This is a genomic window from Microbacterium festucae (assembly GCF_025421715.1).
Taxonomy (GTDB): domain Bacteria; phylum Actinomycetota; class Actinomycetes; order Actinomycetales; family Microbacteriaceae; genus Microbacterium; species Microbacterium festucae.
This window is the reverse complement of record NZ_JAOEFC010000001.1, coordinates 880285-902519: the sequence shown is the minus strand read 5'-3', so window position 1 is coordinate 902519 and position 22235 is coordinate 880285. Positions and strand designations below refer to the sequence as shown.

The 22235-nt window shown below is 72.0% G+C and carries 21 protein-coding genes; 7 read left to right on the top strand and 14 right to left on the bottom strand.

Translation table 11 applies throughout. The features are described from left to right. Positions 1-8: 8 nt before the first annotated feature. From N3K63_RS03905 to ald, 8 genes are all read right to left on the bottom strand, one after another. Positions 9-2651 (bottom strand): penicillin acylase family protein, encoded by a 2643-nt coding sequence (locus N3K63_RS03905; protein ID WP_261578684.1) that lies wholly within the window; start codon positions 2649-2651, stop codon positions 9-11. A 147-nt stretch (positions 2652-2798) separates the two neighbouring features. Next, on the bottom strand, positions 2799-4616 hold the full coding sequence (locus N3K63_RS03900) for a YhgE/Pip family protein (protein WP_261578683.1): 1818 nt from the start codon (positions 4614-4616) through the stop codon (positions 2799-2801). Beyond that, positions 4613-5287 carry a hypothetical protein gene (locus tag N3K63_RS03895; protein ID WP_261578682.1) on the bottom strand — a complete coding sequence of 225 codons (675 nt, stop codon included), beginning with the start codon at positions 5285-5287 and terminating at the stop codon, positions 4613-4615. Before N3K63_RS03895 ends, N3K63_RS03900 begins: the two co-directional genes overlap by 4 nt. Then, positions 5287-5904, bottom strand: coding sequence for a TetR/AcrR family transcriptional regulator (locus N3K63_RS03890; protein ID WP_261578681.1), 618 nt, complete (start codon positions 5902-5904; stop codon positions 5287-5289). Before N3K63_RS03890 ends, N3K63_RS03895 begins: the two co-directional genes overlap by 1 nt. A 99-nt stretch (positions 5905-6003) precedes the next feature. Continuing rightward, complete coding sequence (argG, locus tag N3K63_RS03885; RefSeq protein ID WP_261578680.1) at positions 6004-7446, bottom strand: argininosuccinate synthase; 1443 nt, start codon at positions 7444-7446, stop codon at positions 6004-6006. Between the two features lie 26 nt (positions 7447-7472). Then, entirely contained in the window at positions 7473-8135 is a 663-nt protein-coding gene (locus tag N3K63_RS03880; protein WP_261578679.1) for a peptidylprolyl isomerase, read from the bottom strand. Between the two features lie 9 nt (positions 8136-8144). Then, a complete protein-coding gene (locus N3K63_RS03875) occupies positions 8145-8837 on the bottom strand; it encodes a Pr6Pr family membrane protein (RefSeq protein ID WP_261578678.1) in 693 nt (230 codons plus the stop codon). Positions 8838-8889: 52 nt separating this feature from the next. After that, positions 8890-9993: an alanine dehydrogenase gene (ald, locus tag N3K63_RS03870; RefSeq protein WP_261578677.1), complete on the bottom strand. Its 1104-nt coding sequence runs from the start codon at positions 9991-9993 to the stop codon at positions 8890-8892. Between the two features lie 133 nt (positions 9994-10126). On the opposite strand from ald, the gene N3K63_RS03865 reads away from it, so the two are divergent. The 3 genes from N3K63_RS03865 to N3K63_RS03855 are packed head-to-tail and all read left to right on the top strand — an operon-like array spanning position 10127 to position 13027. Then, positions 10127-10660, top strand: a complete 534-nt coding sequence (locus tag N3K63_RS03865; RefSeq protein WP_261578676.1) for an Lrp/AsnC family transcriptional regulator — start codon at positions 10127-10129, stop codon at positions 10658-10660. Between the two features lie 52 nt (positions 10661-10712). After that, positions 10713-11996, top strand: coding sequence for an adenylosuccinate synthase (locus N3K63_RS03860; protein WP_261578675.1), 1284 nt, complete (start codon positions 10713-10715; stop codon positions 11994-11996). Further along, positions 11993-13027 carry a lactonase family protein gene (locus N3K63_RS03855; protein ID WP_261578673.1) on the top strand — a complete coding sequence of 345 codons (1035 nt, stop codon included), beginning with the start codon at positions 11993-11995 and terminating at the stop codon, positions 13025-13027. Before N3K63_RS03860 ends, N3K63_RS03855 begins: the two co-directional genes overlap by 4 nt. Positions 13028-13036: 9 nt before the next feature. Here N3K63_RS03855 and N3K63_RS03850 read toward each other — a convergent pair whose 3' ends face one another. Then, positions 13037-14170 carry an AI-2E family transporter gene (locus tag N3K63_RS03850; protein ID WP_261578672.1) on the bottom strand — a complete coding sequence of 378 codons (1134 nt, stop codon included), beginning with the start codon at positions 14168-14170 and terminating at the stop codon, positions 13037-13039. A gap of 99 nt (positions 14171-14269) precedes the next feature. Here N3K63_RS03850 and N3K63_RS03845 point away from each other — a divergent pair, with 99 nt between their 5' ends. Continuing rightward, a complete protein-coding gene (locus N3K63_RS03845; RefSeq protein WP_261578671.1) occupies positions 14270-14560 on the top strand; it encodes a chorismate mutase in 291 nt (96 codons plus the stop codon). A gap of 6 nt (positions 14561-14566) precedes the next feature. Here N3K63_RS03845 and N3K63_RS03840 read toward each other — a convergent pair whose 3' ends face one another. From N3K63_RS03840 to N3K63_RS03830, 3 genes are read right to left on the bottom strand one after another with little or no spacing between them, the layout of a single operon-like run. Next, entirely contained in the window at positions 14567-15262 is a 696-nt protein-coding gene (locus tag N3K63_RS03840; protein WP_261578670.1) for a hypothetical protein, read from the bottom strand. Beyond that, positions 15259-16179: an ABC transporter ATP-binding protein gene (locus N3K63_RS03835; RefSeq protein WP_261578669.1), complete on the bottom strand. Its 921-nt coding sequence runs from the start codon at positions 16177-16179 to the stop codon at positions 15259-15261. Before N3K63_RS03835 ends, N3K63_RS03840 begins: the two co-directional genes overlap by 4 nt. Next, a complete protein-coding gene (locus N3K63_RS03830) occupies positions 16176-16556 on the bottom strand; it encodes a GntR family transcriptional regulator (RefSeq protein ID WP_261578668.1) in 381 nt (126 codons plus the stop codon). Before N3K63_RS03830 ends, N3K63_RS03835 begins: the two co-directional genes overlap by 4 nt. Positions 16557-16946: 390 nt before the next feature. Between N3K63_RS03830 and N3K63_RS03825 the strand changes: the two genes are divergently transcribed. From N3K63_RS03825 to N3K63_RS03815, 3 genes are all read left to right on the top strand, one after another. After that, positions 16947-18266, top strand: a complete 1320-nt coding sequence (locus N3K63_RS03825) for a quaternary amine ABC transporter ATP-binding protein (RefSeq protein WP_261578666.1) — start codon at positions 16947-16949, stop codon at positions 18264-18266. After that, positions 18266-19234, top strand: a complete 969-nt coding sequence (locus N3K63_RS03820; protein WP_261578665.1) for an ABC transporter permease — start codon at positions 18266-18268, stop codon at positions 19232-19234. Before N3K63_RS03825 ends, N3K63_RS03820 begins: the two co-directional genes overlap by 1 nt. Positions 19235-19355: 121 nt before the next feature. Beyond that, complete coding sequence (locus N3K63_RS03815; RefSeq protein WP_261578664.1) at positions 19356-20267, top strand: glycine betaine ABC transporter substrate-binding protein; 912 nt, start codon at positions 19356-19358, stop codon at positions 20265-20267. 158 nt (positions 20268-20425) lie between these two features. Here the strand turns inward: N3K63_RS03815 and N3K63_RS03810 are convergent, their stop codons facing one another. Together N3K63_RS03810 and N3K63_RS03805 are read right to left on the bottom strand one after the other, a co-directional pair. Next, positions 20426-21178, bottom strand: a complete 753-nt coding sequence (locus tag N3K63_RS03810; protein ID WP_261578663.1) for a hypothetical protein — start codon at positions 21176-21178, stop codon at positions 20426-20428. 9 nt (positions 21179-21187) lie between these two features. Next, entirely contained in the window at positions 21188-22222 is a 1035-nt protein-coding gene (locus N3K63_RS03805) for a hypothetical protein (protein WP_261578662.1), read from the bottom strand. Positions 22223-22235 lie beyond the last annotated feature (13 nt).

The window sequence follows — 22235 nt, the reverse complement described above, 5'->3', positions numbered from 1 at the left end:
CGGGGCCCTCACTCGGCGGGAGCGAGGACCAGCGTGTCGGCGGCGGTGTCGGCGAGCCGGTCGAGGCTGAACAGCCACGGCGTCTGCCGCTGGTGCTGCCAGTCGTCGACCTGATCGATGTAGTTGGGGTGGAACGCGTGGCCGCTCTGGCCGGTGAGGTGGTTCCAGCGCGAGGCGTCGAGGTCGGCCAGGTCGACCGTCATGCGCATCGAGGGCACCGTCGTCGTGGCGAAGCTGCCCGAGCCGACCGACCAGCCGGTCGCGTCGACGACCGAGGCGCCGCCGCCGACCGGGTAGGGCCCGCGGTTGAACAGCCACTCGATGGGCGCGATGCCGCTCGTGCCGAACGTGCCGCTGGTGAGGGTGATCGCGTGCAGCGTGCCCCACCGCCAGCCGGCGGGGTCGTCGCCCTGCAGCGCCGCCAGCCGGTGATAGGCGTCGGTGGCCGACGTCTCGAGCATCTCGGCGCGGGTCTGCACGTCGATCTGCTCGTTGGTCCACCACGGCGACTGCGCGTCGTCGAGGATGCCGTCGACCACCAGGAACAGGCGCGCCTGGCCGGTGACGGGAGCGGGGTCGGCCCGGCGGGAGAACAGGTTCTGCGCCAGCTCGTCCCACAGCACGTTGGCGTAAGCGGCCGCGGCGCTGTCGGGGGTGTTCTGCGCGTCCCACGCGTCGAGCAGGTCGAGTGCGCGCTGGGCATCGGCATCGGCCACGCTCACATCGGCGAACGCGGCCACCAGGCGCTTGCCCATCCAGAACTCCTGGTCGGCCTGGATCGCGCTCATGGTGTCGGCGGTGACCCCGCCGGATGCCGTGGCCCGCTGCAGCAGGTCGGTGATGCGCGCGGCACGCCAGCCGTAGTCCCAGTCGCGGGTGAGGGGGTGCGGGTAGTCCGCTCCGACGATGGCGTTGTTGGCGGTCACGATGAAGCCGGAGTCGGGGTTGAGCGCCACCGGAAGGTCGTCGAAGGGGATCATGCCGGTCCAGTCATATGCCGAGTCCCACCCGGGCTGCGGCATCGAGCCGTCGCCGGCACCGCGCACGGGCAGCCGGCCCGGCGTCTGGTAGCCGATGTTGCCCTCGCGGTCGGCGTAGATGAGGTTCTGCGCCGGCACGTCGAACAGCGCCGCCGCCTCGCGGAACCCGTCGAAGTCGGTCGCGGTGTCGAGGGCGAAGATCGCCCGGGCCGTCGTGCCCGGCTCCAGCGCCGTCCACCGCAGGGCCACCGCGTTCTCGCCGGGCGGCACCGCATCGGCCGACCCCGGCACGGCCGCCCCTGCGGCGGGCACCGGCGTGACGGCATCCGTGGCCGTGAAGGGGTCGTCGGCGATCGCGGTGAACTCGCCGGTGAGCCCCGACACGATCGGACCGTGCACGGTGGAGCGAATCTCGAGCTGCACCGGATCGTCCCCGGCCACCTCGATCGTCTCGGTGCGGATGTCGAGGGGCACGAGCGCGCCGTCGCGCCAGTACTGGTCGCCCTGCACCTTCTCGAGGTAGAGGTCGGTCACATCGGTGGTGAGGTTCGTGAAGCCCCAGGCGATGTCGGCGTTGTGCCCGATGATCACCCCGGGCATGCCCGAGAAGCTGAACCCCGCCACGTCGAACCCGCAGGTGGCGGAGACTACCCGGCAGCGCAGCCCCACCTGGTACCAGACGCTCGGCAGCGACGCCCCGAGGTGCGGGTCGTTGGACAGCAGCGGCATCCCGCTCTCGGTGAACCGGCCCGACACCACCCACGAGTTCGATCCCACCCCCTCGCCGACGCCGCCCAGCAGGGCCGCGGCGGCCTCGACGACCCCGTCGACCTCGTCCCATGCGATCTGCGGCATACTCGCGGATGCCGTGGCGGCGGTGATGTCGGCGGGGGTGGACAGCTGCGGCACGATCACCGGATTGCGGGCGTAGGGATAGTCGGGATAGAGCTCGGCGATCTGCGCGGGAGTGGCGGTGGCCGCCAGCAGCGCCCGCTCGGTCTCGTCTTCGATGTTGGTGCGCAGATCCCAGGCCATCGCCTTCAACCACGCCACCGAGTCGGTGGGCGTCCACGGCTCGATCTCGTAGTCGGCGTTCTGCAGGCCCAGCACGGCGTACTCGAGCGACGCCGCCGCGCCGTCGTGGTCGGCGAGGTAGGCGTTGACGCCCTCGGCGTACGCGTCGTAGTGGTCGCGGGTGGCGTCGTCGAGCGCGTCGACCTCGCGCTGGGCGATCTCGTGCCAGCCCAGGGTGCGCAGGAACCGGTCGGTGCCCAGCTGCGAGGCGCCGAACAGCTCGGACAGCCGGCCCGAGGTGACGTGGCGGCGGAAGTCCATCTCCCAGAAGCGGTCCTGCGCGTGCACGTAGCCCTGCGCGTAGAAGAGGTCGTGGGTGTTGTCGGCGACGATCGTGGGCACCCCGAGGGTGTCGCGGTGCACGGTGACCTCGTCGGTCAGCCCCGGCGCCGAGATCGTGCCGCTCAGCTGCGGGAACGAGCGCTGCACCGTGTAGAGCGCGAAGCCCGCGGCGATCAGCGCGATCACCGTGACGCCGGCGACCAGACCGAACAGCGCGATCGCGATCTTCCGCCGCAGCGAGCGACGCGGGCGCGCGGCGGGGTCGTCGGCCTCGGTGTCCGGTGTCAGCGGGGCGAGGGAGGAGGGGTGGGGCATCGTCGTCGAAGCACTCTCCGGGGGCATCGGGTGAGCTCCGGCGACCACGGGCGGGCCGGGCGGGCCGCGCCCCCCGTCAGGCGGCCCGCTCTGGCATCGTAGCCGCCGGCGCGGGCCGCGGCCCCGAGGGGGCTCCGGCGCTGCGTGTCACCCGATGAGGCTCGGCTGCAGGTCGCGCAGCGTGCGGCGATGGGTCATGCGCGTCACGCCGACCATCGCGAGCACGAGGGCGCCGCCCAGCCACAGCATCAGCACGCCGATGTCGGCGACCGCCCGTGCGGTGGACCCGCCGTACATCAGCTGGCGCAGCGCGTCGACCACGTAGCCCATGGGCAGGATGTGGTGCAGCGCCGCGAGCGGGGCGGGGAGGGTCTGCCACGGGAAGGTGCCGCCCGCCGTCACCAGCTGCAGCACCATCATCACCAGCCCCAGGAACTGCCCCACCGACCCGAGCCACACGTTCAGCGCCAGGATGATCGCCGCGTAGGTGAACGAGGCGAGCACCAGGATGCTGAGCGAGGACAGCGGGTGGGCGAAGCGGAAGCCGAGGGCTATCGACAGCACGCCGTAGAGCGCGACCATGCCCACCGCGCCGAGCATCGCCGGGGTGAGCCAGCCGGCGAGGGTGACGCGGATGGGGGAGCGCAGCGCCGTGACGGCGCGCTTGGAGATCGGCTTGACGATGAGGAACAGGGCGTAGATGCCGATCCAGCCGGCCAGCGCGGCGAAGAACGGGGCGAGCCCGGCGCCGTAGTCGCCCGCGGCGGTGAGGCTGCCGGAGTCCACCGCCACCGGATCCGAGATCGTCTGCGCCTGCGCGTCGCGGGTGGCGGCATCCGTGTCGGGGATCGCCGCGACCCCGGATGCCAGTCCGTCGCGCAGCCGGTCGGAGCCGTCGCGCAGCTGCGCGGTGCCCCCGGCCAGCTGCCCGGCGCCGTCGGCGGCGGTGCCCGCACCCTGCGCGAGGGTGTCGGCGCCGGCGGCGAGCTGCGCGGCGCCGGCCGAGACCTGCGCGGCGCCGGCGGCGAGCGTGTCGACCTGCGCGACGGCGGCCTGCACGCGGGCGTTGCCGCGGCGGGCGGCGTCTCCGACGGTGTCGAGCTCGGCGAGCACGCGGTCGATGGCCGCCTGATCGAGGCCCTGGTCGGTGAGCAGCTGAGCGATGTCGGCGCGTGCGGTCGGCAGCGCGTCGACGACGTCTTGCGAGGCGGCGCCGGCACGGTCGGCATAGCCGTCGAGGGTCGCGGTGCCGGCGGCGACCTGCGCCGAGCCGTCGGCCACCTGGCGCGCGCCGGCGGCGAGGTCGCCGGCGCCGGCGCTCAGCCGCGCGGTGCCGTCGGCCAGCTGCGAGGCGCCGTCGGCGGCCTGCACCGCGCCGTCGGCGAGCTGGGTCGCGCCGTCGACGGCGGAGGTGAGCTGCGTGCGGATGTCGGCGATGCCCGACAGCATGCGGCTGGCCGCCTGCTCGCCCACGAGCTCGGCCACCGAGCGGCGGATGCGTTCGACGGCCTGGGTGCCGATGGTGGAGGCGAGGTAGTTGTTCGCGTCGTTGGTGGTGAGGGAGATCGTCGCCTGGCGCGGGTCGTCGCCCGCGGCCGAGGTGAGGGCGGCCGAGAAGTCGGCCGGTATCGTGACGATGAAGTCGACGTCGCCGCCCCGCAGCGCTGCCTCGGCGCTGGTCTGCGAATGCAGCTGCCAGGCGAAGGCATCGCCGCCGAGCAGCTGGTCGGACACGTCGGCGCCGTACTGGGCGGCGGCCTGGCCGTCGCTGGCCGGCACGCCTTCGTCGAGGTCGACGAGGGCGACGGGCACCTCGTCGAAGTGGCCGTAGGGGTCTTGATTGGCCCACAGGTAGAGCCCGCCGTAGAGCACGGGGACGAGCATGAGGGCGACCAGGGCGATCACCGACATGCGGGTGGAGGTGAGGCGGCGCAGCTCGGCCGCGATCATGGCCGGGACCTTCATCGGGTCACCCCTTCGCGGGTCGAGCGGGCGGCGCGGGGACGGGTGGGGCGCACCCGGCTGGGCCGGGGGCGCCGGGCGGCGGGGGCGTCGCGCAGCAGCTCGGCGGCGGCGTGCCCGGCGATCACCAGCACGGCGAGGCCGCGCTGGGCGATCTCCTCGGCGAGGGCCCACCACTCGGCGGGGTCGCCGCCGTGGCGGTCGGGGGAGACCAGAACGATGCCCTCCACTCCGGGGCGCAGCACCGCGAGCTCGAGCAGCAGCCGCAGCCGGTCGCGCGGGGCGACATCGGCGATCGGCGTGCGCGAGAGGTGCCGCAGGCCCACGCGGTCGAGGAAGCGCCGTGCCGACAGCGGGTCGGAGGCCTTCCCGGCGAACATGAGCTCTTCCGCCGCGACGCCGGCCACCGCGATGTCGGGTGCGGGGTCGCTGACGTCGGGGGCGTCGATGAGCGCCACGCGGCGCCGCAGGCCCCGCCGGTTGGGGGCGCCGTCGAGGGTGACGCTGCCGGAATCGGGCACCATCCGCCCCGAGGCGATGAGACCGAGCACCGTGGGGCGCTGCTCGGTCTCGGCGATGGCCAGGCTCGCCCGGCCCGTCGCGAACCGCAGCGATGTGGGCGGCAGGGCTTCATCGCGTCGCCCCTTGGCGACGCCGGTCAGCTCGATGCGCATCAGTCCTCCTCGATGGCGAGGTCGTCGATGAGGGCGTCGGCCTCACGCCACGAGAGCCCCGCCAGACTCAGCACCACGCGGACGGCGAGCGAGCCGGCGGTGGGGGAGCCGGCATCCAGGCGGGTGACCACGGTGCGGGCCGCCTCTTCGATCAGGCGCGCGAGCGTGGGCGCCGGGATGTCGGTGCGGAACGAGCCGTCGTCCTGTCCGTCGCGCACGATCTGCATCAGCCGGCGCCGCAGCGGCGCGAGGGCGGCGGCGGTGTCGTCGACGTGGGCGTCGTCGAGGGCGAGGGCGGCGGCGACCTGCACGTGCGCCGCCTCGTGCCACAGCCGAGCGGTCAACTGCGCCAGCGCGGCCGGCGCGGGGCCCTCGGGTGCCCGGTGGGCGACCTCGTTGAAGCGCTGGGCGCCGCCGGCGAGCAGCTCGCGCAGCAGCGCGTCGCGGTCGTCGAAGTGCCCGTAGAGGGCGCGGCGGGTCAGGCCCGCAGCCCGGGCGATCGTGTCGATCGAGGCGTGGGGGTCGAGGGCGAGGGTGCGCGCCGCCGCCGTGAGGATGCCGGCGCGGTTGGCCGCGGCATCCTTTCGCAGGCGACGCGCCGGAGTGGTCGTGGTCACCCTGCGATTCTACGAACGTGCACGCTGATGTGCAAGATCAGTCGTCCGTGGGACGTTTCGACTCGCTCCGCTCGCTCAACGACCGGGGGGAGAGGCGGGTCAGTCGGCGCCGAAGTCGAACGAGGCCGATTCGCCCGCCGCGTCGACGGCCTCCGCCAGCTGCTCGCGCTCGGCCGAGTAGCCCTCGGCGTGCGCGGTGATGCCCGCGGCCGAGCCGGTGGCAAGGTCGCCCACGAGCTCTGCGGTCGCCCCGCCGATGAGGCCCAGACCCGCGTACTGCTCGAGCCGGGCGCGCGAGTCGGCGATGTCGAGGTTGCGCATGGTCAGCTGGCCGATGCGGTCGACCGGGCCGAACGCGGCGTCGCCGACGCGCTCCATCGAGAGCTTCTCGGGCGAGTACGACAGGTTGGGGCTGGTCGTGTCGAGGATCGTGTAGTCCTCACCGCGGCGCAGCCGCAGGGTGACGGTGCCGGTGACCGCCGAGCCCACCCAGCGCTGGATCGACTCGCGCAGCATGAACGACTGCGGCTCGAGCCAGCGCCCCTCGTACATGAGGCGGCCCAGGCGCCGGCCCTGCTCGTGGTAGGTCGCGAGGGTGTCTTCGTTGAGGATGCCGTTGACCAGGCGCTCGTAGGCGATGAACAGCAGCGCCATGCCGGGGGCCTCGTAGATGCCGCGCGACTTCGCCTCGATGATGCGGTTCTCGATCTGGTCGCTCATGCCCAGGCCGTGACGACCGCCGATGGCATTGGCCTCTTGCACGAGCGCCACCGCGTCGGTGAACTCGACGCCGTTGATGGCGACCGGACGTCCGGCCTCGAAGGTCACCGAGACGTCTTCGGTGGCGATCTCCACCGCCGGGTCCCAGAAGCGCACGCCCATGATCGGGTCGACGATCTCGAGCGAGACGTCGAGGTGCTCGAGGGTCTTCGCCTCGTGGGTCGCGCCCCAGATGTTGGCGTCGGTGGAGTAGGCCTTCTCGACCGAGTCGCGGTAGGGGAAGTCGTGGGCGACGAGCCACTCGCTCATCTCCTTGCGCCCGCCCAGCTCGGTGACGAAGTCGGCGTCGAGCCACGGCTTGTAGATGCGCAGGGCCGGGTTGGCCAGCAGCCCGTAGCGGTAGAACCGCTCGATGTCGTTGCCCTTGTAGGTGGAGCCGTCGCCCCAGATGTCGACGCCGTCCTCCTTCATGGCGCGCACCAGCAGCGTGCCGGTGACGGCGCGACCGATGGGCGTCGTGTTGAAGTAGGTGCGCCCGCCGCTGCGGATGTGGAACGCGCCGCACGAGAGGGCGACCAGGCCCTCTTCGACCAGCAGCGGCTTGCAGTCGATGAGGCGCGAGGCCTCGGCGCCGTACTGCAGGGCGCGGCCCGGGATCGAGGCGATGTCGTCTTCGTCGTACTGGCCCAGATCGCCCGTGTAGGTGAAGGGGACGGCGCCCTTGTCGCGCATCCACGCGACGGCGACGGAGGTGTCCAGACCCCCCGAGAAGGCGATGCCGACGCGCTCGCCGACGGGCAGGGACTGGAGAACCTTCGACATGGTCCCTCAGTCTACTGAGCCGCCGGTCAGCCCACGGTGACGGCGGAGATGTCCACCGGCGTGGCCGGGGCGATGCCGTCGTCGGCGAGCCCCGCGGCGGCGACCGCGCGCACGGTCTCGATGCCCGCGGCATCCATGTGTCCGAACACCGTGTAGGCGGCGGGCAGCTGGGTGTCTTCGTAGACGAGGAAGAACTGCGAGCCGTTGGTGTCGGGCCCGGCGTTGGCCATCGCCAGGGTGCCGGCGGGGTAGGTCTCCGAGCCGTCGAGCTCGTCGGCGTAGCGGTAGCCGGGTCCGCCGCGGCCGGTGGCCGACGGGTCGCCGCACTGCAGCACGAAGATGCCCTCGACGGTGAGGCGGTGGCACGTCGTGCCGTCGAAGTAGCCCTGCTCGGCCAGCGAGACGAAGCTGCCGACGGTGCACGGCGTGCGGTCGGCGTCGAGGGTGAGGGCGATCTCTCCCGCCGATGTCTGCAGCGTCGCCGCGATCTCGCCCGACACGGTCGGCTCGGCCGGCGGCGCGTCGACCTCGCGCACGCCGCCCGGCGCCTCGGTGTAGCCGCAGCCGGATGCCGTCGCGGCATCGCCCGAGGGCGTGGCGGCGGGGGCGGTGGTCGACGGTCCCGCGCAGGCGGTGAGGGCCAGCAGGAGGCCGGCGACGGCGGCGGCGGTGAGAAGACGGGAGCGCATCGCTCCAGCCTACGATCGTGCGCGCCGGCGCCCCGCCCACACGACGCCGAGGGCCACGACGGCGAAGGCGACGGCGATGATCACGACGTACACGATGACGCTGCCCCAGCCGCCGGGGCCGTTGGGGTTGAGGAACGGGTAGGGGTACCAGAACGGGTCGCCGCTGACCGGGTTGGTCACCAGCGGCCCGCGCACGAGGGTGTAGGCGGTCCACAGCAGCGGGAACACGATGATCAGCAGCACACTTCGCCACGGCAGCGCGCGACGACCGGGCCCGACGAAGACGTCCAGCAGCAGGAAGATCGGCGCGATCAGGTGCAGCGTCTCGTTCGACCAGGCGACCGGCTCACTGCCCTGCGGCAGCACGACGTTGCGCAGCAGCACGTTGTACACGACGCCCGTGATGACCATGTAGGTGGTCGCGCAGGCCAGGGCATGGGCCAGGGCGACGGTGTCGATGCGCGGGGCGGGGTGCGGTCGCACCCCTCGGATGCCGGCCCACGTGAGCACCACGGCGGCGATGAGGTTGGAGAGGATCGTGAAGAAGCTGAAGAAGTTCGCGATCACGGTGCCGACGTCCCGGCCCGCCTCGGCGGTCGTGGTGATCGAGGCCACCAGCTGCGTGATCACGGCCGCGAAGATCGCCGCCGCCATCGCGAGGCGGAGGAACGTCCAGGTCGTGGCCCACGTCTGCGTCTGCACGGGGGAACACTATCGGCCGGCGACGGCGGCGGCCACGAGCGACGCGTGCTCCTCAGGCGGGCGGCGCCTCGGCGGGCAGAGCGGGGAAGGCGGCGGCCACGGCCGGGTGCACGATGCGACCGGTGTGGGTGCTGAGCCCGCCGGCCAGCGCGGGGTCGGCGGCGACGGCATCCGCCCAGCCCTTGTCGGCGATGGCCAGGGCGTAGGGCAGTGTCGCGTTGGTCAGTGCGGGGGTCGAGGTGGCCGCCGCGGCGCCGGGCATGTTCGCGACGCAGTAGAAGATCGACCCCTCGACGGCGAACGTCGGGTCTTCGTGGGTGGTGGGGTGCGAGTCTTCGAAGCAGCCGCCCTGGTCGATGGCGATGTCGACGAGCACGCTGCCGGGCTGCATGCCGGCGACCATCTCGTGGGTGACCAGGCGCGGCGCCTTGGCGCCCGGCACGAGCACCGCGCCGATGACGAGGTCGGCCTCGGTGACCGTGCGCTCGATCTCGTAGGCGCTCGAGGCCACCGTCTTCACCGTGCCGCGGTACTGCGCGTCGATCTCGCGCAGGCGCGGCAGCGAGAGGTCGAGCACCGTGACGTCGGCGCCCATCCCCACCGCCTGCGCGATGGCGTTGCCGCCCGAGATGCCCGCGCCGATGATCGCGACCTTCGCCGGCCGCACCCCCGGAACCCCGCCCAGCAGCGACCCGCGGCCCCCGTTGGATCCCAGCAGGTGGTAGCCGCCGACGAGCACCGACAGGCGTCCGGCGACCTCGCTCATCGGCGCCAGCAGCGGCAGCGAGCGGTCGGGCAGCTGCACGGTCTCGTAGGCGATGGCCGTCGTGCCGCTGGACAGCAGCGCGTCCACGAGCGGCGCGTCGGCGGCCAGGTGCAGGTAGGTGAACAGGGTGAGGTCCCGGCGCAGGTAGCCGTACTCGGCGGCGACGGGCTCTTTCACCTTCATCACCAGCGGGCATGCCCAGGCGTCCTCCGCGGTGCCCAGCCGGGCGCCCGCGGCGACATACTGCGCGTCGGTGAGTGCGCTTCCCCGGCCCGCGCCGGCCTGCACCACCACCTCGTGCCCGCGGCGGGTGAACTCCCGCACCCCCGCGGGGGTGATCGCGACGCGGTACTCGTGGTTCTTGATCTCGGTGGGGATGCCGATGCGCATCGAGGCTCCTTCATCGGGGCCGGCGGGTGGCCGACGGTAAATGCGGCGAACGGGAGGAAGATACGACGGTTGTTGTGCCGCGGCGTGCGATTCTGCAGAATCTGCAGAGACTGCCCACGATCGGGAGGAATCTGTGACCGACGACGCACCCGCCGCGAAGACGGCGAAGGATCGAAGGATCGACGAGCTCGACGAGCGCATCCTGTGGGAGCTCAACCGCAACGCCGACCTCACCAACCAGGCGCTCGCCGACCGGCTGCACGTGTCGCCGTCCACCACGCTCGCGCGCATGAAGTCGCTGCGCGAGGCCGGCATCCTCGGCACCGCGCACGCGACGGTCGACTACGGCTCGCTGGGCCTGCCGCTGCAGGCGATCGTCGCGGTGCGGCTGCGCGCCCAGGCCCGCCCGGCGATCCGCACCTACGCCGAGCGGGTGATCCGCCTGCCGAACGTGCTCAACATCTTCTTCCTCGGCGGGCAGACCGATTTCCTCATCCACGTGGTCATGCGCTCGCCCGAGCAGCTGCGCGACTTCGTGGCCTCGCGGCTGAGCATGGACCCCGCCGTCGCCTCGACCGAGACGCAGATCGTCTTCGACTGGCTGCGCAGCGAAGACCGTCCGACGGCGACGGCCGGCTTCGATGAACTGCGCGATCCGATCGAATGACCGCGGTCTCGATAGGATGGGGTGTAACCGTCCGATAACGGGGGAGTAGCCCATGCCAGGCATCGTGATCGTCGGAGTCCAGTGGGGAGACGAGGGCAAGGGCAAAGCCACCGACCTCCTGGGTGACCGCACCGACTGGGTCGTCAAGTTCAACGGCGGCAACAACGCCGGGCACACCGTCGTCATCGGCGACGAGAAGTACGCCCTGCACCTGCTGCCCAGCGGCATCCTGTCGCCCGGCGTCAACGCCGTCATCGGCAACGGCGTCGTGATCGACCTCGAGGTGCTCTTCTACGAGCTCGAGGCGCTCGCCTCCCGAGGCGTCGACACCTCGCGGCTGAAGATCAGCGCGAACGCGCACGTCATCACCCAGTACCACCGCACCCTCGACAAGGTCACCGAGCGCTTCCTCGGCAAGCGCATGATCGGCACGACCGGCCGGGGCATCGGCCCCACCTACGCCGACAAGATCAACCGCGTCGGCATCCGCATCCAGGACCTCTTCGACGAGAACATCCTGCGTCAGAAGGTCGAGGGCTCCCTCGACCAGAAGAACCACCTGCTCGTGAAGGTGTTCAACCGCCGCGCGATCACCGCCGACGAGATCGTCGACGACCTGCTCTCCTACACCGAGCGGCTGCGCCCGATGGTGTGCGACACCGGTCTGCTGCTGGGCAACGCCCTCGACGCCGGCGACGTCGTCGTCTTCGAGGGCGGCCAGGCCACCATGCTCGACGTCGACCACGGCACCTACCCGTTCGTCACGTCGTCGTCGGCCACCGCCGGTGGCGCCTCGACCGGCTCGGGAGTGGGGCCCAACCGCCTCGACCGCATCGTGGGCATCGTGAAGGCGTACACGACGCGCGTGGGCTCGGGCCCCTTCCCGACCGAGCTGTTCGACGAGAAGGGCGAGTGGCTGCGCTCGCGCGGCTTCGAGTTCGGCACGACCACCGGCCGCCCCCGCCGCGTCGGCTGGTACGACGCGCCCATCACCCGCTACGCGACGCGCGTCAACGGCATCACCGACCTCGTGCTCACCAAGCTCGACATCCTCACCGGGCTCGAGCAGATCCCGGTGTGCGTGGCCTACGACGTCGACGGCGAGCGGTTCGACGAGGTGCCGGTCAACCAGAGCGACTTCCACCACGCCACGCCGATCCTCGAGTACTTCCCGGGCTGGCAGCAGGACATCTCCGGCGCCCGCACGTTCGACGACCTGCCCCGCGAGGCGCAGGAGTACGTCGTGGCGCTCGAGAAGATGAGCGGCACCCGCATCTCGGTCATCGGTGTCGGCCCCTCCCGTGACGCCGTGATCGTGCGTCACGACCTCGTGTGAGGTTCCTGCTCGGCGCGTACGGCGCCGATATGGACGGGGCCGTCGGCGCCGGCGTGCTGCACGCCGGCGCGCCCGACGCGGTGCTGGCCGGCGGTGCCCTCGGCTTCGCGGGCACGGCGCTGAGCGCCCCCTCGCCCTCGTGGCTGGCGTGGCACCCGACGCTGCCGGTCGTGTACGCGGCCCTCGAGGGCGCGGGGCGGGTGCAGGCGTTCGTCCGCACCGGCGAGCAGTCGTTCGCACCACGGGGTGCGGCGGTGGATGCCGGTGAGGCGGTGTGCCACGTCGCGGTCGCGCCCGACGGCACCTTTCTCATCGCATCGTGCTACGGCGACGGGCGGGTCGTGCGGATCGCGCTCGACGCCGGGGGCGTGCCGGGTGCGGCCGTCATCGGCGCGGCATCCGTCGACCCCCACGCCGGGCGGGAGCCGGACCGTGCCCCGCACGCGCACCAGGCCCGCTTCGTGCCGGGCGAGGTGCTCGTGACGACCGACCTCGGCCACGACCAGGTGCGGGTGTGGGACACCGCGGGCGGGGGCCTGCGCCAGCGTGGCACGGTGACGCTGCCGTTCGGCTCGGGTCCGCGCCACACCGTCTGGCATCCGTCGGGGCACCTGTTCGTGGTGACCGAGTACTCGGGCGAGGTGTTCGTGCTGGCGCCCGACCGGTTCGGTGCCTGGTCGCTGGTGGCCGGGGCCCCGGTGTCGCCGGCCGCCTTCGCCGGTGTGGACTACCCGAGCGAGATCGCCCTGTCGCGGGACGCGGAGCACGTGCTCGTCGGCGTGCGGGGGAGCAACACCCTCGCGACCCTGCGGGTGCGCGGCAGCGGCGCCGACCTGCATCCGGCGGCCCTCGTCGAGTCGGGGGTCGACTGGCCCCGCCACCACCTGGTGGTGCGCGACACCGTGCTGGTGGCCGGGCAGCGCTCCGGCGAGATCTCCTCGCTCAGCCTCGACGAGCGCACCGGCGTTCCCGGCCGCGTGCGTCACCGCGTCGAGGTTCCCACCCCCACGCAGGTGCTCGCGCTGCGCTGACGCGGCAGGTCAGACGGCGGCGTCCTGCTTGGGGATCCACACCTTCTTGACGATGAGCAGGATCGACGCCGTGACGGGGATCGCCACGAGGGCGCCGAGCAGGCCCATGAGCGTGCCCCCGATGAGCGCGCCGATGACCACGAGCGAGCCCGGCACCGAGATCGCCTTGTTCATGACGCGGGGCGTCAGCAGATATGCCTCGATCTGCATGTAGACGAGGTAGACGACGGCGAACACGAGCGCGGCGAGCGGGCTGGAGAAGAGCGCGACGACCGAGCCGATGCCCCAGAACAGCACCGTACCCACGAGCGGGATGATCGTGATGCAGAACGCGACGACGGCCAGCAGCGCGGGGAACGGCAGCTGCAGCAGCGTGAAGAGGATGAACGTCATCAGCGAGTTGAAGAAGGCGAGCACCACCATGCCGCCGAGGTAGCCGCCGACCGACTCGGTGATCTGCTCGGTGAGCTCGGAGGTGAGCGGCCGCGTACGCGCGGGCACCAGGCGGTAGAACGCCTGCTTCATCTCGGGCAGCGTCGCCAGGAAGTACAGGCTCAGCACGATGATGATGATGACGCCCGAGATCGTCGTGCCGATCGAGATGCCCACCTGCAGCACGCCGCCGCCGATCGCGGCGATGTTGGCGGGGTCGGTGAGGAACTTCTGCACCTCGCCCAGCAGCTGCGGCACCTGCGCGCCGAACTGCTCGTGCGCCCACTGGTAGATCTCGGTCTGCTGGATGTCGGCGATCATCGTGGGGATGTCGCGCACGAACTGCGCCACCTGGCTGACCACGGTGGGAAGGATGAGCCACACCACGCCCACCAGCAGCACCGCGAAGACGAAGTAGACGATCACGATCGACCACACGCGCGACATGTGGCGCGACAGGCGGCGAACGATCGGGTCGAGGCCGAGGGCGGCGAACAGCGCGAAGGCGATGTAGATCCAGATCGTCACCAGGCTCGAGATCGCCATGCCCAGCGCCAGCGCGGCCAGGCCGCCGAAGGTGAGGAGGAACCCGACGACGAACGGGCGGTTCAGTGATGCCCAGATCGGGCGTCCCGCGGCGACCGCGGGCGCGGGGGCCGCGGCCGGCTCGGCGGGGATGCTGTCCACGCGGGGGGTGCGGCGGAATCTCATGGTCACACTCTAGGGGTGGGCCGGGCCCCCGCCGGGGATGCCGTCACGCCCGGCGATGGGGGAGGGAGCGGCGGCGGCGGAGCCGATAAAGTCGGGGGCATGACGGATGCCAACGCCCAGCTGCAGGCCCTGCGCGCCAGCATCGACAACATCGACGCCGCGCTCATCTTCATGCTCGCCGAGCGGTTCCGCTGCACCAAGCGCGTCGGCGTGCTCAAGGCCGAGCATGGGATGCCGGCATCCGACCCCTCTCGCGAAGAGCGCCAGATCGCACGACTGCGCGAACTCGCGCTCGAGGCCGACCTCGATCCGGAGTTCGCGCAGAAGTGGTTCGGCTTCGTGGTGGCCGAGGTCATCCGCCACCACGAAGCCGCTGCCGACGGTCGCTGACCGGGCTCAGGGCGTCGCGCGCCGCAGTGCCGGGTAGCTGATCAGCGCCATGGCCGCCGTGACCAGCGCCAGCGCACCGGTGAGCCCGCCCACCCCGGCATCCATGATGAAGGTCACGACCTCGGGCCACGACGAGGTGACGCTGATGAGCCAGATCACCGCGAGCAGCAGGATCACCAGGACGATGATGATCGTCGTGAGCCACGCCGAGCCGAACCGCTTGTAGATGGTCGCCGCCCAGAAGCCGGCGGTGAAGGCGAACATGGCCAGCACGAAGAAGAACAGGCCCGCCACCAGCGGTCCCGCCTGCCACAGCCAGTCGAGGGCGAAGAAGTAGCCGCCGACTCCCCAGCCGCCGGTCGCGATCTCGACGAGGCCGCCGATGACGAACAGCACGGCGAGGATGCCGGAGGTGAGCGCCGCGGTCAGCAGCGTGCCGAGATAGAACTCGCGCCGCGTCACGCTCATCGCCTGTGAGAACGGGAAGGTGAGGGTGAGGGCCTGGATGCCGACCACCCCGAAGTACCACAGCGGTGCCTGGGCGCCGCCGCCGTACATGTTCACGACCACGCCGTTGGCGTGCAGGATGATCCAGATGCCCATCGAGACCACCAGGGCGCCGGCCAGCACGATCAGCGGAACCCAGATGAAGGTCTGACGGTTCACCAGCTGCATGCGGACGACATTGAGCGTGCGGCTCATCGGAGGGCTCCTTCCGTGGGGGTGCCGGTATCGGCGACGGGGTCGGCGGCCGCGCCGTGCTGGGTGAGCCGCACGATCAGCTGCTGCAGCGAGACGGGTGCCACATCGAGGCCCTCGGCGTCGAGGCGGGCGCGGTCGGCGGCGGTCAGCTCGCCCAGCACCGTCACGCCGGTGACCCGGCCGAGGCTCTCGCGGTGCAGCACCTCGCGACCGGCGACGAACCGGTCGACCGCGTCGGCGGCGCCGACGATCGTCGCCGCCCGGCCGCGCAGCACGTCGGTCTCCTCGTCGAGGAGGATGCGGCCCTCGTCGATGACCACGACGCGCTCGATGAGGTTGGAGACCTCGTCGATCAGGTGGCTCGAGAGGATGACGGTGCGGGGGTGCTCGGCGTAGTCCTTGAGCAGCCGGTCGTAGAAGATCTGCCGCGCCACGGCGTCCAGGCCCAGGTAGGGCTCGTCGAAGAACGTCAGCTCGGCGCGCGAGGCCAGGCCGATGATGACACCGACCGCCGACAGCTGGCCGCGCGAGAGCTTCTTGATGCGCGTCTTCATCGGCAGCTGGAACTCGGCGATGAGCCGGTCGGCCAGCTCCTGACTCCAGTTCGGGAAGAACAGGCGCGCGATGCGGAAGGCGTGGGAGGGCAGGGAGTCCTCGGGGTACTTCTGGCTCTCCCGCACGAAGCAGATCCGGCCGAGCACATGGGCGTTCTCGTAGGGGTCTTCGCCGAACACGCGCACCGTGCCGCTGGTGGCGAAGTTCTGCGCGGTGAGGATCGACATGAGGGTGGTCTTGCCGGCGCCGTTGCGTCCGAGCAGACCGTAGATCGTGTTCTCCTCGAGAGAGAGGGAGACCTCGTTCAGAGCGAGGGTGTCTTTGTAGCGCTTGGTGAGGCGGCTCACCTCGACGGTGGTCATCGTGTGGTCCCTTCGGTGTGGAGGTGGGCTCGCTCGCGCACGAGCTGCGCGAGTTCGTCCGGGGTGAGGCCGAGGGTGCGAGCCTCGGCCAGCAGCGGCTGGATGTAGCGGTCGGCGAACGCGGAGCGGCGCTCGGCCAGCAGTTGGGTGCGGGCTCCGGGAGCGACGAACATGCCGATTCCCCGACGCTTCACGAGCACCCCCTTCTCGACGAGCATGTTGATGCCTTTCGCCGCGGTGGCCGGGTTGATGCGGAAGAAGGAGGCGAGCTCGTTGGTGGAGGGGGCGCGGCTGTCCTCAGCCAGGCTCCCGTCGACGATCGAGTCCTCCACGCTCTCCGCGATCTGCAGGAAGAGCGCCTTTCCCTCTTCGATCAACTCCGACTCCCGTCGTGGTCAGTGGGTTAGTTACTTGACTAAGTAACCACAGAACCTTGGTGGACGTCAACCACCACTTTCCCCGCGGTGCGCGGCGGCCCGACGCGCGCACGCGTGATACTCCGATCCCGCGGGGGATGCGAATTTGCCCTTCATGCAGACGGATGAAACGTTGGATGAGGCCCTTCACGGGCCCGTTCAGACCAGTCCGCGAACGCCGGTGGCTCCCTGGGGCGCCAGACCGGCGGGCGTACGGTCGGCGGCCGAGGCGAGGATCCGACATCCGACGCCGAGCATCCCGCAGGGGGTGCGTACGGTCCGTCACCCGGGCGTGACCGATGCAACCCCTGCACCGGGTTGCCGAGGTGTCCTGTGTCCTCATCGCCTGCAATGGCATCGTCGTCCGCCGTGGCCTCACCGCCCGCGCTCGACGTCAAGAACCTCTACAAGGTCTTCGGCCGCAACCCGAAGGCGGCCGTCGAGAAACTGCGCGCCGGCGCGACCCGCGAGCAGATCGCGGATGCCGGAACCGCCGCCGTCATCGACGCGAGCTTCACCGTCACCCCCGGCGAGATCTTCGTGATCATGGGCCTGTCGGGGTCGGGGAAGTCCACCCTCATCCGCATGCTCAACGGTCTGCACGACGCCACCGCGGGCACCATCGCGGTGCAGGGCGACCCGATCACCGGCATCTCCGGCGCGCGCCTGCGCGGCATCCGGCGCGACCGCATCGCGATGGTCTTCCAGCACTTCGCACTGCTGCCGCACCGCACCGTCGCCGCCAACGTGGCCTACCCGCTCGAGCTGCGCGGGGTGGGCACCGCCGAACGCCTCGCCAAGGCGGAGGAGATCCTCGCCCTCGTGGGCCTGGCCGGCTGGGGCGACAAGCTGCCCGCCGCACTGTCGGGCGGCATGCAGCAGCGCGTGGGCATCGCCCGTGCGCTCGCCGCCGACACCGACATCCTGCTCATGGACGAGGCCTTCAGCGCCCTCGACCCCCTCATCCGCCGCGAGATGCAGGAGCAGCTGCTCGAGCTGCAGCAGAAGCTGCAGAAGACGATCGTCTTCATCACCCACGACCTCAACGAGGCGATGTTCCTCGGCGACCGCATCGCGGTGATGCGCGACGGCCGCATCGTGCAGATCGGCACCCCCGAAGACATCCTCACCGACCCCGCCAACGACTACGTCGAGCAGTTCGTGCAAGACGTCGACCGCGCCCGTGTGCTCACCGCCGGCAACGTCATGGAGCGCCCCGCGCCGGTCGTGGTAGCCGAGTCCGCCGGCCCCCGCACGGCGCTGCGTCAGATGCGCGACGCCCGCATGTCGGCCGTCTACGTCACCGCCCGCGACCGTCGCCTGCTCGGCATCGTGACCGACCGCGATGCCCTCAAGCTCGTGCGTCGCGGCGAGTCGGCCATCACCGGGGCCCTGCGCCCCGCCCCGCAGACCGTCGGCCAGGACGACGTGCTCATCGACCTCTTCGTGCCGGCGGCCGAGTCGCCGCTGCCGCTGGCGGTCGTCGACGCCGACGGACGGCTGGTCGGCGTCATCCCGCGCGTCACGCTGCTGAGCGCGCTCGGCCCGACCACCACCGACACCTCCGAGATCGCCGTGCTGCCCGAGCCCCTGCCGGTCACCGAGATCAACGAGGCCCTCGCCGGAGCCGCCGTCGGCGGCGCGGCCACCGAGACCGAGGGGGTGCGCTGATGGATGGATTCCGCCTTCCCATCGGAGACTGGGCCGACACCGCGGTCGATTGGATCCGCGACAACCTCGGCTGGCTGCTCACCGCCATCTCGGTGGGCGTCAGCTGGCTGGTCGACTCGCTCACCGACGTGCTCCTGAACACGCCGATCGTCGGCATCATCGTCATCGCCGCGCTGCTGGGCTGGCTCGTGCGCTCGTGGCAGTTCGCCCTCGGCACCGTCGTGTCGTTCGTGCTGATCCTCGGGATGGGCCAGTGGGTGACGGCCATGCAGACCCTCGCCCTCGTGCTCGTCGCCGCGGTCATCGCCGTCGCCATCGCCATCCCCCTCGGCATCCAGGCGGCCCGCAGCGACCGCTTCAGCGCCGCGATCAAGCCGGTGCTCGACCTCATGCAGACGATGCCGGGCTTCGTCTACCTGATCCCCGCGATCGTGTTCTTCAGCATCGGGGTCGTCCCCGGCCTGGTCGCCACGGTGATCTTCGCGCTGCCGCCCGGCGTGCGCCTCACCGAGCTCGGCATCCGCGGCGTCGACTCCGAGACCGTCGAGGCCGGACACGCCTTCGGCGCGACCCCGGGGCAGATCCTGCGCGGCGTGCAGCTGCCGCTGGCGATGCCGACCATCATGACCGGCGTCAACCAGGTCATCATGCTCGCCCTGTCGATGGCGGTCATCGCCGGCATCGCCGGCGCCGACGGCCTCGGCAAGGAGGTCGTGCAGGCCATGTCGACCGTCGACATCGCCAAGGGTGTCGAAGCGGGCCTGAGCGTCGTGTTCCTCGCCGTCTACCTCGACCGCCTCACCGCGGCCCTGGGCAACCTGCGCGGCCAGCGCAGCTCGCTGCTCAGCATCCTCGCCCGGCGTCGTGGCCAGGCCGCCGGTCAGCGGCGCGCCGCCGCGGTGGCCGCCGGCCCCCGCGAGGCCGAGGTCGTCGCGGGCTCGGCGAACGACTACCGCCGCGCGGTCTGACCTGCCGTGGCCGCCGAAGCGGCCGCATCCCCGGCCGCTTCGGCGGCTGCACCCGCGGCCGTCCCTGCGGCCGCACCACACCCATACGGAACGAACGACTCCATACGGAAAGGCACACAGCATGAACAAGCGGATCACCGGAATCGTCGCGCTCGGCGCCATCGCCTCGCTCACCCTCGCCGGGTGCGCCACCGGCAACCAGGCCGAAGGCGGCAGTGGCGAGGCGGGCGACGGCGACAAGGGCACGATCACCCTGGGCTTCCTCCCCTCGTGGACCGACGGCCTGAGCACCGCCTACCTGCTCGAAGACCAGCTGGGCAAGCTCGGCTACACCGTCGAGATGGAGGAGCTCACCGAGGCCGGCCCGCTCTACGCCGGGCTCGCCCAGGGCGACGTCGACATCTTCCCGTCGGCCTGGCCCGAGCTCACCCACGCCTCCTACATGGAGACCTACGGCGACCGCATCGAAGACCTCGGTGCCTACTACGACAACGCCAAGCTCTCGATCGCGGTGCCCGACTACGTCGACATCACCTCGATCGACCAGCTCGCCGGCAACGGTGCGCGCTTCAACGGCAAGATCATCGGCATCGAGCCGGGCGCCGGGCTCACCAAGCAGACCCAGGAGTCGATGCTCCCCGCCTACGACCTCGGCGGCGAGTACCAGCTGGTGACCTCGTCGACGGCGGCCATGCTCACCGAGCTCGACAGCGCCGTCAGCGCGCAGCGCGACATCGTCGTGACCTCGTGGCGCCCGTTCTGGGCCAACGCGGCCTACGGCCTGCGCGACCTGGAAGACCCGAAGGGCGCCATGGGCGAGACCGAGGCCCTGCACTTCCTCGGCACGTCGGGTCTGGCCGAGGAGTACCCCGACGTGGCCGAGCTGATCGCCGGCATCCGCCTCGACGACGAGCAGTACGGCTCGCTCGAGGACATGGTCGTCAACGAGTACGGCGAGGGCAAGTACGCCGACGCCGTCGACGCCTGGATCGCCGCGAACCCCGACGCGTTCTCCACGCTCATCGCCGACTGACCCCCGGAGCGCCCCGCCCGGCCCGGCCCCGCCCCGAGGCGGGCCCGGGGCGCTCCACCCCCTCCCGAGTGTCCAAGACACGCGGCTGCGCCCCGCGCCCTGCCGCGTGTCTTGGACACTCGGCGTTGGTGGGGGCGGGAGCGGCGGCGGGCGCGGGGTCAGTGCTCGGGGTGCGCGGGCGGCTCGGCGGGCGGGGTGGGGGTGGTGGGGGTGGTGGGGAGGGCGAGCGCGACCTTCTCTTCGAGCACGGTGATCGCGTCGTCGGAGACCACGATCAGCCCGTCGAGCTCTTCGCGCACGCGCTTGTAGGCCAGCTGCCGCTCGGCGGCGGTCGCGGCCTCGTCGACGGCGACCGACAGCAGCCGCTGCGCGGTGGCGAGGCGTTTGCGCTCGGCGTCGGAGAAGTCGGAGTCGCGCAGCCGCCGCGCCTCGCGCTCGGCCACGTCGAAGGCCACCTCGTAGTCGGTGACGGCGGCGGCGTAGGCGGCGAGCTCGTCGGTGGTCACGTGCGCCTTCGCCGAGGCGGGACGCAGCCGGTCGGCGGTCTTCTTCGCGCGCAGGAACGCGGCCGTCAGCGGCTGGCGGCCGTCGCTGATGGTCGGGAACGCGATCAGCTTCGCCACGTCGAGCTCGTACTCGAGCCAGCGCTTGGTGACCCCGTCATGTGCGGCGAACAGCTTCTCCAGCTGCGGCTGGGTGGGCGTCGGCTTGGTGATCGAGGTGGGGGCGGATGCCGTCGCGACGGCTTTCGGCGACGATCGCAGCGCGGTCTTGGCCTGCAGGATCTCGAGCCGGCGCTTGTGCCGCGCCCGCGCCCCGCGCTCCCACGAGCGGGCTACGCCGCCGAGCCCTGCGGCCAGAGGGAACACGAGCCACCAATAGGCGCCCGCGAACTGCCAGAACTGCTCCACCGTGCCATGCTATGCGCCCGGGCGCCGCGGGCTTCGCGACGGCACCGGCCACACCGGGTTCTTCGGGCGGGGGGCGGATGCCGTCGGCCGGGGCTCGGCGGCAGGCGGCACCTCGTCGGCGGGCGGGGCCGCGGGGCCAGCAGGCGGCACCTCGCCGGCGGGCGGGGCGTCGCCGGCGGGTGGGGCCGCCTCGGCGGGAGGTGCCGCGGCGCCGCGGGGCGCAGCCGGGGCGCCGGGCGCGGCGGCGCGGGCTTCGCGCACGGCGGCGACCGCCTGCTCGGCCACTCGGGCGATGACCTCGCCCGAGCGCACGACGGCGCTCTGGGTGACCGACACCCACGCCTGCGGCTGCGGCGGCACGGCGCCCGAGGCGCGCGCCTCGCGCCACGCGGAGGCCTCGGCGTCGCGGAACGCGACCGTCATCCGGTGCACGGCGTCGCGGTAGGCGGCGAAGTCGGCGGGGGTGATGCGCTCGGTCGCCGTGCGCGGGCGCGCCTCGCTCGCGACGGCGCGTGCGGCGAAGAACCGCGACGTCGCCGGCACGCGGGCGTCGGTCATCTCGGGGAACGCGATGAGCTTGGCGGGATCGGTCTCGTACGGCATCCACTGCGCCGTGACGGCGTCGTGCTCGGCCATGAGGCGGGCCAGCGGGAGCCGCGACGGGTCGGAGGTGTGCGCGAGCGCGGTGCGGGCGGCCGTCAGCCGGGCGCGCTGCGACCGCACCGACGCGGCGGCGGCCTTCGCCTCGCGCTGGGCGGTGGTCAGCTCGCGGCGCGCCGAGGCGACGTCGTCGGCGGTGGCGCGGGCGGCGCCGCGTTCGGCCTGCACGCGGGCGAGATCGGCGCGCGCGATGCGGGCGGCGGAGCGCGCGGCGACGGCATCGGACTGCGCCCCCCGCAACTCGATGCGGGCGGTGTCGACTTCGATGCGGCGCGCGGCCGTGCGGTGATGGTGCACGCCGATCACGCCGGCGGTACCGAGCCCCGCCGCGGCCGGAGCGACCCACCAGAACTCGGCGATCGTCGCCCACAGGAGCGGGTCCATAGGCCCATGCTAG